This window comes from Nonomuraea terrae, assembly GCF_044465245.1.
Classification (GTDB): Bacteria; Actinomycetota; Actinomycetes; order Streptosporangiales; family Streptosporangiaceae; genus Nonomuraea; species Nonomuraea terrae.
In genome coordinates this window covers 115,507-128,343 of sequence record NZ_JBITLL010000002.1, presented here as the reverse complement: position 1 = coordinate 128,343, position 12,837 = coordinate 115,507, and the positions used below count along the sequence as shown (strand labels likewise).

11 protein-coding genes and 3 pseudogenes are annotated in these 12,837 nt (G+C 68.5%); 6 read left to right on the top strand and 8 right to left on the bottom strand.

What is annotated here, in order from left to right; all coding sequences use genetic code 11:
• Nucleotides 1–38: 38 nt before the first annotated feature.
• The 7 genes and pseudogenes from ACIBP6_RS06780 to ACIBP6_RS06750 form a co-directional block, all read right to left on the bottom strand.
• Nucleotides 39–3,497, bottom strand: a complete 3,459-nt coding sequence (locus ACIBP6_RS06780) for a ThuA domain-containing protein (RefSeq protein WP_397049539.1) — start codon at nucleotides 3,495–3,497, stop codon at nucleotides 39–41.
• Nucleotides 3,498–3,746: 249 nt separating this feature from the next.
• Nucleotides 3,747–4,121 (bottom strand): annotated as a pseudogene (locus ACIBP6_RS06775) (helix-turn-helix domain-containing protein); the annotation flags it as partial.
• 376 nt (nucleotides 4,122–4,497) lie between these two features.
• The gene (locus ACIBP6_RS06770; RefSeq protein ID WP_397049537.1) at nucleotides 4,498–4,995 is read right to left on the bottom strand and encodes a pyridoxamine 5'-phosphate oxidase family protein; all 498 of its coding nucleotides are present in this window, start codon (nucleotides 4,993–4,995) and stop codon (nucleotides 4,498–4,500) included.
• Between the two features lie 248 nt (nucleotides 4,996–5,243).
• A complete protein-coding gene (locus ACIBP6_RS06765) occupies nucleotides 5,244–5,492 on the bottom strand; it encodes a hypothetical protein (protein ID WP_397049535.1) in 249 nt (82 codons plus the stop codon).
• Entirely contained in the window at nucleotides 5,489–5,875 is a 387-nt protein-coding gene (locus tag ACIBP6_RS06760) for a recombinase family protein (protein WP_397051476.1), read from the bottom strand. Before ACIBP6_RS06760 ends, ACIBP6_RS06765 begins: the two co-directional genes overlap by 4 nt.
• Before the next feature lie 14 nt (nucleotides 5,876–5,889).
• Nucleotides 5,890–6,355 (bottom strand): annotated as a pseudogene (locus tag ACIBP6_RS06755) (transposase); the annotation flags it as partial.
• A gap of 143 nt (nucleotides 6,356–6,498) precedes the next feature.
• The gene (locus ACIBP6_RS06750) at nucleotides 6,499–7,932 is read right to left on the bottom strand and encodes an MFS transporter (RefSeq protein WP_397049533.1); all 1,434 of its coding nucleotides are present in this window, start codon (nucleotides 7,930–7,932) and stop codon (nucleotides 6,499–6,501) included.
• A gap of 89 nt (nucleotides 7,933–8,021) precedes the next feature.
• Here ACIBP6_RS06750 and ACIBP6_RS06745 point away from each other — a divergent pair, with 89 nt between their 5' ends.
• A complete protein-coding gene (locus tag ACIBP6_RS06745) occupies nucleotides 8,022–8,621 on the top strand; it encodes a TetR/AcrR family transcriptional regulator (protein ID WP_397049531.1) in 600 nt (199 codons plus the stop codon).
• Between the two features lie 176 nt (nucleotides 8,622–8,797).
• Here the strand turns inward: ACIBP6_RS06745 and ACIBP6_RS06740 are convergent, their stop codons facing one another.
• On the bottom strand, nucleotides 8,798–10,780 hold the full coding sequence (locus ACIBP6_RS06740) for a hypothetical protein (protein WP_397049530.1): 1,983 nt from the start codon (nucleotides 10,778–10,780) through the stop codon (nucleotides 8,798–8,800).
• A 154-nt stretch (nucleotides 10,781–10,934) separates the two neighbouring features.
• Between ACIBP6_RS06740 and ACIBP6_RS06735 the strand changes: the two genes are divergently transcribed.
• The 5 genes and pseudogenes from ACIBP6_RS06735 (at nucleotide 10,935) to ACIBP6_RS06715 (ending at nucleotide 12,700) form a co-directional block, all read left to right on the top strand.
• Nucleotides 10,935–11,696, top strand: a complete 762-nt coding sequence (locus ACIBP6_RS06735) for a recombinase family protein (protein ID WP_397049528.1) — start codon at nucleotides 10,935–10,937, stop codon at nucleotides 11,694–11,696.
• Nucleotides 11,693–11,869: a hypothetical protein gene (locus tag ACIBP6_RS06730; protein WP_397049526.1), complete on the top strand. Its 177-nt coding sequence runs from the start codon at nucleotides 11,693–11,695 to the stop codon at nucleotides 11,867–11,869. The genes ACIBP6_RS06735 and ACIBP6_RS06730 overlap by 4 nt, the downstream gene beginning before the upstream one ends.
• Nucleotides 11,866–12,138, top strand: a complete 273-nt coding sequence (locus ACIBP6_RS06725; protein WP_397049524.1) for a hypothetical protein — start codon at nucleotides 11,866–11,868, stop codon at nucleotides 12,136–12,138. Before ACIBP6_RS06730 ends, ACIBP6_RS06725 begins: the two co-directional genes overlap by 4 nt.
• A 114-nt stretch (nucleotides 12,139–12,252) precedes the next feature.
• Nucleotides 12,253–12,519 (top strand): annotated as a pseudogene (locus ACIBP6_RS06720) (DUF5946 family protein); the annotation flags it as partial.
• Nucleotides 12,446–12,700, top strand: a complete 255-nt coding sequence (locus ACIBP6_RS06715) for a DUF5946 family protein (RefSeq protein WP_397051474.1) — start codon at nucleotides 12,446–12,448, stop codon at nucleotides 12,698–12,700. The pseudogene ACIBP6_RS06720 and the gene ACIBP6_RS06715, both read left to right, overlap by 74 nt.
• Nucleotides 12,701–12,837 lie beyond the last annotated feature (137 nt).

The following is a 12,837-nucleotide window of genomic DNA, read 5'->3' as shown; positions in this document are numbered from 1 at the left end:
GGCCGGGTCGTCGCTCCCGGCCACCCTCGCCGGGCGTCTCAGCCGACCGTGATCTCGACGGAGCCGGTCGTCGTGTCACCCTTGTCGTCGGTGACAGTCAGATGCGCGGTGTAGGTCCCCTTCCTGGCATAGGTGTGGGAGGCGGTGGCGGCACCGTCCGCCGCGGTGTTGTCGCCGAAGTTCCAGTGCCAGCTCACTGCGGTCCTTCCGCTCGGCAACGTCGCCTGGCCCTGAAGGGACACGGCCAGCGGAGCCGGGCCGTCGGCCGGAGCGGCCGTCACGGCCACCTCCCCGCCAGGGCGCTTCTCGACGCCCTTGCCGTTGAAGTGCAGCCAGTCGAGGGCGAGCAGGTCGGGCTGGTCCGCCGACCAGCCGGCGTTGGTGAACACCGCGTAGAGCCGTACGGTCTCCCCTGCGGCAAGATCCGTGTCGGCGAGGTCGATCGTCGGCGAGATCACGTTGCCCCAGCCACCGGTGTTCGGCACCGTCACCTTGCCGAGCAGCGGCCCGTCGGGTGAGCCGGCCCGGAGTTCGACGTCCCCGCCGAGCCCTCCCGAGGCCACGCCGATGGTCACCGAGTCGATCCCCTTGAGGTGGACGGGGTCGAAGGTGATCCAGTCGCCGTGCTCGATCTCGGTGAGCCGCTTACCCGCCGAGGCGTCCGCGCGGTCCGCGATCTCGACGCCGTCGCTCGCGCCACCGGTCGTGGTGAAGTGCTCGGCCTCCCGGAACTTCGGCCGCAGCGTCAGCGACGCCGATCCGACGAGGCTCGGTGCCTCCGCGGCGCCCTCGTCCTCGTACTGCGCGCTGATCGCGTAATAGAGGTTCTGTCCCGGTCCGTGGCTCTCACCCGGGTCGGTCACGATCTCGCCCTCGCAGCCGGTGTAGTTGTCCAGCGGATGCAGGTGGCTGTCGTGGCCGAGCTGCGACTGCACGACCACCCGGCCGCAGTCGACGCGCCCGTCCTCGGCGTCCTTGACCTTGACCGTGAACGTGATGGTGTCGCCGAAGTCGAACATGCCGCCGTCCGGCGGCGCCTGGATCCGCACCTCGGGCCGGCTGTTGCCGACCGTGATGTCGTGCACGGCGACGCCGGTGAGGCCCTCCGGGCCTTCGACGGTCAGCCGGGCGGTGAAGCGGCCCTTCGCGGTGTAGGTGTGGGTCGGTTCGGCCTCCGTGGAGTCGGTGGTGCCGTCGCCGTCGAAGTCCCACGCGTACGTGAGGGGCACGCCCTCGGGCGACTCCGAGCCTTCGCTGGAGAACGTCACCGTCAGCGGAGCGGGACCCGAGTCGGGGGTGGCGGAGAGCTTCGCGACCGGCGGACGGCCGTCCGCCACGTAGTCGATCCGGTAGATGCCCGCGCCTTCGTTGCTGCCGCCGCGCCCGGTGCCGCTGCCCTCGCCGAAGTCGATGACGTAGAGCGAGCCGTCCGGCCCGAAGTCGGCTTCGAACGGCTGGATCCACGACATGTCGGGGAAGATCGTGTTGATCGACTGCAGGTCGCCCGCGCGCGCCGGGGCGAAGCGCGGGTCGGTGAAGGTCTGGTCCGCACGCTGGATGGACAGGGTCTTGAACCACCTGCGGGTGAGTTCGTAGGTGAACCACTTGCCCTCGAAGTACTCGGGGAACTTGGTCTTGCTCGGGTTGTCCGGGTCGTAGTCGTACACCGGCCCGCTCATCGGGCCGCCGCCCCCGGTGCCGACCTCGGGGAACTCCGCCGAGGCGGAGTAGGCGTACCACACGAGCGCGGGCTGCGCGGGCGGCAGCTCGCGCAGCCCCGTGTTGTTGGGCGAGTCGTTGACCGGGGCCGCGCAGTCGAACGTCGGTCCGGAGGTGCCCGTCGCGAAGTCGTAGTCGTTGAACGGCGTGTTGTTCCCGATGCAGTACGGCCAGCCGAAGTTGCCCGCCTTGGTGATGCGGTTGAACTCGACCGTGCCCTCGGGGCCCCGGTTCGGAGCGGCCTGGCGGGCGTCCGGGCCGTAGTCGGCGACGAGCAGCGCGCCGCTGAGCGGATCGGTGGTGATCCGGAACGGATTGCGCATGCCCATCGCGTAGATCTCGGGCCGGGTCCTGTCGGTGCCGGGCGCGAAGAGGTTGCCTTCGGGGATGTCGTAGGTGCCGTCGTCCTGCGGGGTGATGCGCAGGATCTTGCCGCGCAGGTCGTTGGTGTTGCCGGCGGTGCCCTGGGCGTCCCAGGCGCGGCGTCCTTCGCGTTCGTCGATCGGGGCGAAGCCGTCGGAGGCGAAGGGGTCGGTGTTGTCACCGGTCGCCGCGTAGAGGTTCCCCTTGGTGTCGAAGGTGAGCGAACCGGCCATGTGGACGTTGGCCCGGCCTTCGCCACGCCACGTCGGAATGGTCAGCAGCACCTTCTGCGTCGCGGGGTCGACCGTGTTCCCGGACACGGTGAAGCGGGAGAGGTTGAGCCGGTTCTCCACCTTGTCGGAATGCAGGAGGTACAGCCAGTTGTTCTCCGCGAACTTCGGGTCCAGGGCCAGCCCGAGCAGGCCGTCCGACTGACTGGTCATCTCCGGGGAGTAGTCGAAGTCCAGCGCGGTGGTGACCCGCAGGGAGTCCTGGTCGATCACCTTCAGCTCGCCGGTGCGCTGGGCGTAGAAGACCCGCCGGTCCGGCGCGACCGCGAGCTCGAACGGGTCGGCGAGGTCCTCGGTCACGAGCGGCACCCGCTGGAAGTTGCCGGTCTCGGTCGCCGAGCAGTCGCCGGGGGCAGCCCCCGCGGCCCACTCGATGCCGCCGAGCACGTGCTTCAGGAACGCCGGCTCGGAGTACGCGTCGGATGCGTGGCCCAGTGCGGTGTACCACGAACGGCCGCCTTCGTAGTTCTGGCACCACGAACTCGGGTGGTCGACGCCCTCGTCCAGGCCGTTGATCCCGTCACGCACCTTGATCTGAGTGAGCGTGTGGACCTTCCCTGTGGGGTTGGCCCGCCAGTTGTACCACTCCTCGGTGCGTTCCCAGAGGTCCGGCAGGTCCTTGGTCGAGGGGTGGGCGTGGTCGAGCACCTTGACCCGGCCGACCTGGATCGCCGGATGCTGGTCGAAGATCGCGCCGACCAGGCCCTCGTACCATGGCCAGTCGCGCTCACTGGCCGACGCGGCGTGCAGCCCGACCCAGCCGCCGCCGTCGCGCACGAACTTCTGCAGCGCGGCGCGCTGATCGGCGTTCAGCAGGTCGCCCGACTCCGGGGTGGAGTTGGTGTTGTTGAACACGATGGCCTGGAAGCGAGCGAGGTTGTCGTCGGTGAAGGCGCCCGCGTCGTCGGTGGCCTCGACCTCGAAGTCGTGGTCGGCCCCGAGCTTCTCGATCGCGGCGATGCCGGCGGGAATCGAGTCGTGGTGGAAGTTCGTGACCTTGGAGAAGACCAGCACGCGGAACCGCGCGGCCGCGGCCTGGGCGGGCGTCACCTGCCCCAGCACGAGGGCGAGGACGAGCAGGACGGCGGTGAACACGGAGGGGGATTTCCGGACAGGGCGTCTCATGGCGCTCCCGATGGATGGGGGGCTCTCGGGGGGAGAATCTGATCAGAAAGCGCTTTCCAGGCCATCAAAGTAAACTTTTCCGGCAAACCGGTCAATGGCGCCTTGCCGTCCGGATGCGCGGGACCGGCCGCTCCAGGATCTGTTTGAGAAGGGGTGATCCACTACCGTACGGGGGCCTCGATGAAGGCGTGTGCCACCTGTCGGCGAAGCGGCTCGCGGCGCGGCCGGCACCAGGCAAGGTGCGCACCGGTCCTTCGCCCGATCCATCGGGATCAGGGTGCCGTCCAGGATGGCGTAGGCCAGCGAGCCGACGCGTAAGACGGCAGCGTGGACATCGTCGGCGAGCATGGCCAGCAGGTCGACCGCCTCGCGGACGTAGCGCCAGGCGGTGCTGGTGCCGATGGCGAAGCCCGCGGCCAGACGCGCGTAGGTGTCGCCATTGCGCAACTGGGCCAGGACCAGGGCTTGCCGGGACGGGTCCAGGCGCCGCCACCGGCAGTGGCGCTCGGCACGCCGGACGCGGATCAGCTCGGCCAGGCGGATCAGGGTGTGGTTGGACAGCGGAATCGCGGTAGAGGCATCGGATCTTGGTCGACTGCTGTCTTGCCTGGAGCCTCCTCTCATGCCAACCGGTCCCGGCGCCGCCCCTGCTGACCTGCGCGATCAGGTTGGAAAAGCCTCAGTGAACCACGGCAACGTGGTGATCAACCCTGTCGGAATCCTCGTGACCATTTGGCTTTGACCTGCAGGTTTTCACATGATTGCGGCGCAGGATCGTCCTTGAGACTGCAACAGCGAAGGGTATCCGCCAGAAACGATCAAAGGTATACACCAAACCGAGAAAACAGCCCTTTGATCTGCCCACTGCCGTGACCAATGGCTGCTGAATCCTGCTGACCGGTCCCAGACCTGCCCCGATTTACGCCTCCGCTTGGAGGAGTAGATCATCCAAGCGGAGGGGCACTCAGCGCAGCACGGTGAACTCCCTCCTGCCCGGCAGTCAGGCGCCCATGATGCCGGGGAGGCGGGTCTGGTAGTTGAGGACGCCTACCCAGGTGGGGCGGAGGGCGATGCGGGCCATCCTCGTTTCGGGGTGATCGGCTTGGGCGACGTAGCCAGCCCCGCCTTCCTCTCCCAGGAAACGGCGCGCCGCCTGAGCCTGCTCGGGCACCATGCCGTCGACTTCGGTGATGGAGACGCGACCGCGCAACAGGAGCACGTCCGGGGGCTGGGGCTCGGTGTCGATGGTGATCGCGACGTCGGGGTTGGCACGCAGGGCACGCAGCCGCCGGGCCGGGCGGGTGATCCCCATCGGAGGGCACTTGACGTACGTCGCCATGACGAGTTCCTCGTCCACCCAGACGTACCAGGTCGATATCACTCTAGGTGTCCCGTCGGTCGCCACGTACGCGAGACGTGCGGGAATCGTCGAGTGCAGCAGGCGCTGCGCGATGTCCGTTTCGAGCAATCGCACGTCACCCTGCGGGAAGTTCAGCATGGTCATTTCCTTCCTTGTCCGAAGGTGTTGACACAGGACCACCCGGAAGCTCATCGGCCCTCAAGGGGAGACATGAGTCACAGCTCAGGATGCTCTGCCGGTGAAGATCGATCTCCAAGGGAGGCGAAGGGCGTTGCGGACGGCGATGATGGGCCCATACTGCTGGAGTGCGGGGGTGCTGGAGGCGATCGCCCGGAACAAGCTGAACCCCAAGAGGGTGCTTCGGCAGGGTCGTCTCGCGCTGCGGGTCAATCCTCGGCCGGGATGAGCGGGGGCTCGGGCAGTAGCCCAGTCAGTCCGGTTCGGATGGCGGCCCGGCTCACTCCATGTGCGCGGGCGAGGGCCGCGATCGAGGTGCCGTGGTCGGCGAACGCCGATCGAACCTCCTCCAGCCGGGCGCCGGCCAGCGCGGGTGGCCGGCCGCGGTAGCGGCCTTCCCCTTCGGCGGTCAGCTCGTTCTGCAGGTCGCGTCGGAACTGGCCCACAGCGGTGATCACGTTGATGAGCAGCGCTGTCGTGGCGTCGTTGGCCGCAAGGTCATGGAAGTTCGACAGCGGTCCGACAGCACGCGCAGGGCGACGCCGCGGGCCTGGCGCCAGTCGCGGACGGCGTGGATGTCGATCAGGTCGCGGCACAGCCGGAACAGCTCCGAGACCGTCAGGATGTCCCCGGGGTACGCAGCGGCGGCGACCTTCGCGAACGAGGGCTGTGCCAGCGCAGGATCTTCGACGTCGTCGCCGGATCCTCGAACAGCTGCACCCCCTCGGCCGGGCGAAACCCTTCGGCGACGCCTTCGGTTCGCACCAGCAGTCCGGCCTCGGTGAGGATGTGCCGCTGCCGCAGCAGCGGCTGGGCTGGTGGACGTGCGGAAGTAGACGATCCGTACCGAAGGCCGTGCCGGCGATCACCGGCCTGGACGGCGTCGGGCAGAGCCCGAGCCGTCCCGGCAGACCACCTGCACCCCGGGATGGGCACGCAGCCAGGCCTCCAGCACATCGGCAGTACGGCCGGGCAGCACGTCGATGCGCCGGCGGGTCCCGGCGTCGATGAGCACGGTGGCGTAGGGATGACGCCGGCGCAGCCCGACGTCGTCCACACCCGGCACGCGGGGCACCCGCAACGGTGGCAGCGGCTGACGCAACGCGGTATGCCGCGACAAGCGCACGGCCAGTGCGGCCAACATCCGTGTACCGGCGCGGCCGGCCAGCTCACGCACCACCGCGCCGGCCCGGGCGCCCAGACGCGACGTGCGGCGATGATAGCGTTCCAGCACGCCAGGCACCTGTTCCCGGAAGGTCTGCCGACAGCCGTGCGTCGGACAGGCCAGGCGGCGGACGCGCACCATCATCAGCGCCCGGCGTCTCGATCGGAACGTCGGATCGACCACAACTCAGCGTGCCGCTCTCCTACCTTCCGTCGCCACCGAATCTGCGACAGAGCCGTCATCCAGACAGGCCGCACCGAAAGGCTGCGGGTTGACCCAGCAGGCCTACGCCAAGCGGCTCAAGACCTGGGCCGACCGGGAGGAGCTGTCAGCGGCCGCTCACCGACTGCTTGGCCTCCTGACGGTTCGGCCCGGACGCCCCTCGGCGTCCGGGCCGCGGTCAGCCACAGGCCGGTGAACACGGCGCAGGCCAGCGTCGCGGCACCCGCCGTGAGGAAAGCGCTGTTGAGGCCGGACTCGAAGGAGGCTCCGCCGGACTCCCGCGTGTGAACGATCGCCCCGAGCACCGCCACGCCGAGCACCGCGCCGATCTGCCGGGTGGTGCTGCTGACGCCCGAGGCGAGGCCGCCCTCCTGCGGGCTGACCGCCTGGATGGCGGCCCCGGTCAGCGGCGACATGGTGAGAGCGAACCCGATGCCGACGACCGCCAGCCGCCACCACACGTTCCCGTAGCCGGTGTCGGCGTGGACGAAGCCCAGCGCCAGCAGCCCCAGCCCGGCCAGCGCCAGGCCGATGCTGACGACGACACGGAAGCCGTACCTGGCCGCGAACCGACCCGCGTACGGGCTGACGATCACCATGGCCAGCGAGACGGGCAGGGTCTGCAGCCCGGCGACCAGGATCGAAGTGCCCTGGACGTAGACGAAGAACTGGGAGAAGAAGAACGACGACCCCATCAGCGCGAACCCGACCACGACCATCGCCGTGTTCGACACCGTGAACAGCCGCTGACGGAACAGCCGGAGCGGCAGCATCGGCGTCGGCACACGAGCCTCGACCACGACGAACGCGGCCAGGAGCACCAGTCCGGCGGCGAGGCTGCCCAGGATCACCGGCGAGGTCCAGCCTCGGGAACCGCCCTCGATCAGGCCGTAAGTCACAGCGCCCACGGCCGCGACGGACAGGACCGTGCCCGGGACGTCGATCGGCGGCGCGCTCGGGTTGCGGGACTCCCCCAGCACGCGCAGCCCGGCCAGCAGCAGGACCGCCCCGATGGGCACGTTGACCAGGAAGATGGCGGGCCAGCCGAAGGACTCCACCAGGATCCCGCCCGCCAGCGGTCCGGCGGCCAGGCCGATGCCGCTGAACCCGGCCCACAACCCGATCGCTCTGACGCGCTCTCTCGGGGCGGGATACGCGGCGGCGAGCAGCGCCAGTGAGGCGGGGCTCAGCGCCGCGGCCCCGACGCCCTGCAGCACCCGCCCGGCGATCAGCCAGCCGATCGAGGGCGCGAGCGAACACACCACCGACGCGGCCGTGAACACCACCACCCCGGCCAGGAACACCCGCCTGCGGCCGAACCGGTCGGCGAAGACGCCGCCCGACAGCAGCAGCATGGCCACCAGCAGCACGTAGGCGTCGACGATCCACTGCAGGCCGGTCAGCCCGGTGTGGAGCCGCTGCTGCATGTCGGGCAGGGCGGCGCCGACGATCGTGTTGTCGAGCAGCACCATGAACTGACCTGCACAGGTCAGGGTGAGCAACGCTTTCACGTACATCCTTCCTAAAAGCAGTTCGTGGCTGCGTTAACATAGGCCTTCATAGGATCTAACGCAAGTCTCGACTGCGTTAAGGTGGGGGTATGGATGAGCAGGGGCGGGCCAGGCGGCCCGGCGGGCGCAGCGCCCGGGTCCGCGCGGCAGTGCACCAGGCCGTTACCGAGCTGGTCAGGGAGCGCGGCTACGGAAACTTCACCGTCGGCGACATCGCGGCCCGCGCGGGCGTGGCCGACACCAGCCTCTACCGCCGGTGGGGCAACCTCCAAGCCCTGCTCGGCGATGTGCTGCTGACCCGGCTCAACGCGCGGTCGCCGATGCCTGACACCGGCAGCCTGGCCGGCGACCTGCGGGCCCACGCCGCCAACGTGGCCCGCGAGGTCACCGGGCCCGACGGCCTGGCGCTGGTGCGGCTGACCATCGCGCTGTCAGGTGAGGGTCAGCAGGGCCTTCAGGCGCGCGACGAGCTCCTGGCCGACCGCACCAGGCAGTTGCAGGCCATGCTCGACCGCGCCCGCGGCCGCGGCGAGGACCCGCCTGACGTACTGGAGGTGCTGGACCATCTCCTGGCGCCGATCTACATGCGCGTCCTGTTCGGCGCGGGCCCGCTCACCCCTGACTACCTCGACGGGTTGGTCGACCGGCTGCTGGCCTCCGGGGAGGATCGGACCGGATCTTGGCGCTAGAGAGTCGATCTTGACGACGGTTCGGCGACGACGGCTGTTTGCCATGATTGAGGGCCATAACGTGCCTGCTCATGCGGCCTCCTGCTCAGGTCCGCGTCACCCGGGGCAAAGCTCCTAGGTAGATCACCCTGTCAGTGGCTGCTGAGAGGGCGTCAAGGTGGCCGCTTGTGGTCGCGTTATTGGCGCGAGAGTGCGCGAGTGAGGCCTGCCAGGATGGTCGTTGCGAGGATCCACCCTGCAGTGATCATCGCCGCGGCGAGCCACTGTTGTGCGCCGCGCGGGCCGAAGAAGCTCTCCTGTCCGAAGCTGATGATCGGGAGGAGCAGGTCCAGGGTGTAGAGGAAGGCGTTGAAGAGGGGAGCCTCGCCTGGCTTGAAGGCCGGTGGCTGGTGGGCGGTGAAAACGACCGTGCCGATAAGGAGAAGGGCGGCGAGCCAGAGCGCAGCGCGGAAGGGTCGGTAGCCGTACCCGACGGTCCAGTCCTGCACGTATCCCCACAGCCGCGCCCCGAGCCGCTGCCCCGAGCGGCGGCGACGCTGTTTGGCCAGCAGCACGTCGCGAGCAGCCTCATCGTGACCCTGCCGGCGGTAGACGGCGGCCAACTGCTCATAGGGTTGAGGCTGGTAGGCCTCCCTGGCCAGCCAGTCAAGTCGCTCCCGGACAGGCAGGGGAGCCTCCAGGCTGTCATAGGTGAAACCGTTCATCAGGACGTGAGCAGGCCACCGGCTGGGAGCGTCATCGAGCACGCCGACCCGACTGTGGCGAAGGTCGACGGCCCGCAGCAGTTCCGTCTGGGGCCCGATCTTCAGCGAAGCCGTATCTACACCACGAAGGTGAAGGTCACCGTCGATGGTGGTCTCCGCAAGGCACAGTGTGGCGGCGATCTGGGAGTTCCTGATCGAGACGTCTCCCGTGGCCGCGAAGCCTTCGCAGCAGTCGATGCCCCCGCCCGCAATCACCTCCCATAGGGACAGAACTCGCCCGCCGGGATTACTGAGGGCGGCACCGTGAAACTCCAAGCTGCCCTCGATTCGGGCGTTGACGAGCACGATCTCCCCGTCGGCACGGAAGCCTTCGCTGCAGCTGAGCCTGCCCGTGACCCCCAGCCGACGCAGGGAAAGCGCCGTCGCACCCGGGTTGGACAACGTCCCGCCGTCGAGGTTGACCGATCCGCGGACCTGGGTGGAGTCCAGAAAGACCTCTCCGTTCGCCACAAAACCTGGTGTGAGCCGCAGTCCGCTGCCGATCTCCATCAGCGGCGCATTCAGCGCGCGTCTTTCCGGATTAGCGAGGCGCGCCTGCGCGAAACGGAGCGAACCGGCCACACGGGCTCCGCGCAGAAGGACTTCACCTTCGGCCGAGAAGCCGTCATCGATGCGCAGTCCGCCCTCGACACTGAGTCTCTCCGCGTTCAGGGCGATGCCGTCCGGGTTGGACAGCTGGGCTCCGCTGAAGACGCACCGGCGCCCTATCCGGGCGTCCTGCACGCTCAGCTCCCCCCAGGAGCGGAAACCGCGGGCACACGACAACCCGCCGTCGATGACGACCCCCTCGGCGGTGAGACTGAAGCCGCCTGACCGCCCGACCCGTGCGCCATCGAGGGTCATCGTCCCGCCTATCCTGGCGCCAACAACGCGTAACTCTCCGTCGATGACGGCGTTCGCGCACAGAAGATCACGGTCGACAATCAGGCCGTCGGCATGGACAGCCTGAAGTGCGTGGATCGCTGCGCCGCTGAGATTCAGCGTCCCGGACACATGGGCCCCGGCAAGCTGGATCGGGCCGGCCATCTCGCAGCCTTCCAGGCGCAGTGCCCCGCCGATCACAGCGTCTACAGCCTGCAGTCCGGGCGCCTGGGAGGCCGCGAGGTCCACCAGGCCGGTGCGGGCTCCGGTGAAGACCGGCGCTTCCTCGAACTCGCAGTTGGTCAAGATCAGAGGATGCTGTACCTCGGCGTACGACAGGTCCAATCGGCCCGCGATCCGGGCGCCGGACAGGTGCATGCCGGGCGTCTGCCCTGCAACGCGTTCCCGGGCACCGAGCAACATCCTTGCGATGATCGCAGCCCGAACGGGGGCGCCAGGAAGATCCACATGACGCGCTGTGGGAAACGCCTCCCAGAGGGCGAGTTCCGGCTCGGACAGATCCTCGTTGATCACAGAGCACTCCTGGAAGGTCGCACGCGTCGGCAAGGAGAGCCTCCAAGGTCACCACCTGTCTTGGCAACCTTCGTGCCCGGCCCATCCCGTGGATCGCAAAGGGCGCGATTCGCAGAAATGACCAGATCTGCGAGACCTGAGGACTGCCCGGCTCATGTCCGGTTTGTTGCCGATCTTCGTTCTCAGAACCTCTCGCAAACCTGTCTCGCAGAACAGGGCCTGCGATAGGTTTTGCGACATAACCGAGCTCGTGGCTCCGGCCGCCGCCGTCGAACAGTTCGATGGCCCAATGTGTGAGGCGCCCGCGGGCAGCACCTGCCGAACGCGGGGCGGCAGAGTCGCGCCCAAGTACCTCATGCTGGTGCCGCAGCTGCGTACCGAGCTGGAGGTGCGCATTCCTGCCGAGCGCGGGCCCGGCCGCGTCTGGCAGGCGGGCCGGCGGTGGACACCGTGGCGCCGTCGGTCGCGGCCAGGCCGACCCGGGTCGGGTATGCCCGGTGCAGCAGGAGCTGGACAGTCAGCTCGGTGCCCTGAGGAGGCGGGCTGTGAACCGATCTTCGCCGAGAAGATCAGCACGCGTATCAAGGTGCGGCCCGAGTTCGCCAAGGCGATGGAGTACGCGCGCACGATCAAGACCGCTGTGCCGCATCAACGGGTGATGTTCACGGTGCACGAGATGAAGCGCCTGGGCCGTGGTGCCGCAGAACTGCTGGCGATCGCCGAGGAGCTGCGCCGTCACGCCCGCTGCAGGGCATCTACCACCCCTCCGGGCATGGCGCAGCGCTGTTCGCCTTCTTCGCCGGCATGGCGGAGTCGGAACGGGAGTATGTGTGTGAGAAGTCGCTGGAGGGTCAGTCTTCCGCGCGCGAGCGCGGCCGCCACGGCGGGCGGCCGAGGGTGTTCGATGACGACATGATCGCCTGTGCCCGGACGCTGCCGGCTCGCGGGGTGGCCGTGCCGGACATCGCCCGCAAGCTGGTCATCCCGGCGGGGAAGAACAAGGGCCGGCAGCCTTCGGTGGCCGGCGTCTACCGGGTCCTGGCCGAGGAGGCCGCCACGGCCCCCGCCGTCTCTGCAATCCCCGCATGAGCTGGCAGGGCGACCTGCTGGGGTTCGGCGCGGGGTTGGTGATCGCTGTTTTCGCCGCTCCGGTTGGGGTGTCGGGTGCGGTGTTTCTGCTGCCGGTCCAGCTCAGCGTCCTAAGCGTGCCCAGCCCGGCGATCACGCCGGCGAACATGCTGTACAACGTGGTGCCCATCCCCAGAGCCCTGGCCCGCCACCGCGCAGGCGGCCGGCCGTCAACGAGGTCATCGCAACGGAATGACACGCCGCTGACGGCGCTCACCGCTCAGAAATAGTCGCTTCACGCCCCACCCAACGAGATCGTCGTATCCGGAAATCGCGTTGCGCGGCGTTAGCGCACCGAGAAAGAGTGGCTCCAGGAGGAGAAGACAGCGCCCAGTTGCGAGAAATGCGGGGCTGGGACGGACTCGTGCGAGACTCTGTTCCGCGCATTGCTCGTGTGCGACTACTCAGGACGGCCGCCGTGGGCGCCTCTGCACGCCGTCTCGGTGGCGTGCTACTTCTTCCAGCACCCGACACGCATAGACAGCGGGGCCACCGCATTTTACTGGGCGCTGTTACACGCTTACCTGCAGCAGGGCACTGACGCGCTCACATTCATGGCTCAGCGCGCCCGGCAACGCAACTCCCATCGGTTCGGAGGGCGGGGCCCCCACAGCCGACGACTTTCCAGGGACGCCGCCGATCCCCCAGACGATCAGTCCACCCACGAGGTATGCCGTGACGATTCAGGACGTCGCTGCGGAAGGCAGCTTTCCTGCGGAAGGGCATGAGGATCGAGTCATGCGTTGGGCTGACGCAACGATCTCAGCCTGGAAACAGGCATCCGCCCGTTGAGGGCATTGCCCGACAACTCGTAATCACGACCCCACTCCTTGTGCTTGAACCTAGCGACAAGGCGCACATCAAGTCGCCAACTTACACACCAAGACCGTTGCTCAGCTACACCCGGCCGCCGCCTGGGACGCCGCGAC

Coding starts and splice junctions, on each gene's coding strand:
- ACIBP6_RS06735 (WP_397049528.1), top strand. CDS start 10,935: ATGTCCGGTTTGTTGCCGATCTTCGTTCTCAGAACCTCTCGCAAACCT.
- ACIBP6_RS06725 (WP_397049524.1), top strand. CDS start 11,866: ATGAGCTGGCAGGGCGACCTGCTGGGGTTCGGCGCGGGGTTGGTGATC.
- ACIBP6_RS06770 (WP_397049537.1), bottom strand. CDS start 4,995: ATGCTGAACTTCCCGCAGGGTGACGTGCGATTGCTCGAAACGGACATC.
- ACIBP6_RS06730 (WP_397049526.1), top strand. CDS start 11,693: ATGATCGCCTGTGCCCGGACGCTGCCGGCTCGCGGGGTGGCCGTGCCG.
- ACIBP6_RS06745 (WP_397049531.1), top strand. CDS start 8,022: ATGGATGAGCAGGGGCGGGCCAGGCGGCCCGGCGGGCGCAGCGCCCGG.
- ACIBP6_RS06780 (WP_397049539.1), bottom strand. CDS start 3,497: ATGAGACGCCCTGTCCGGAAATCCCCCTCCGTGTTCACCGCCGTCCTG.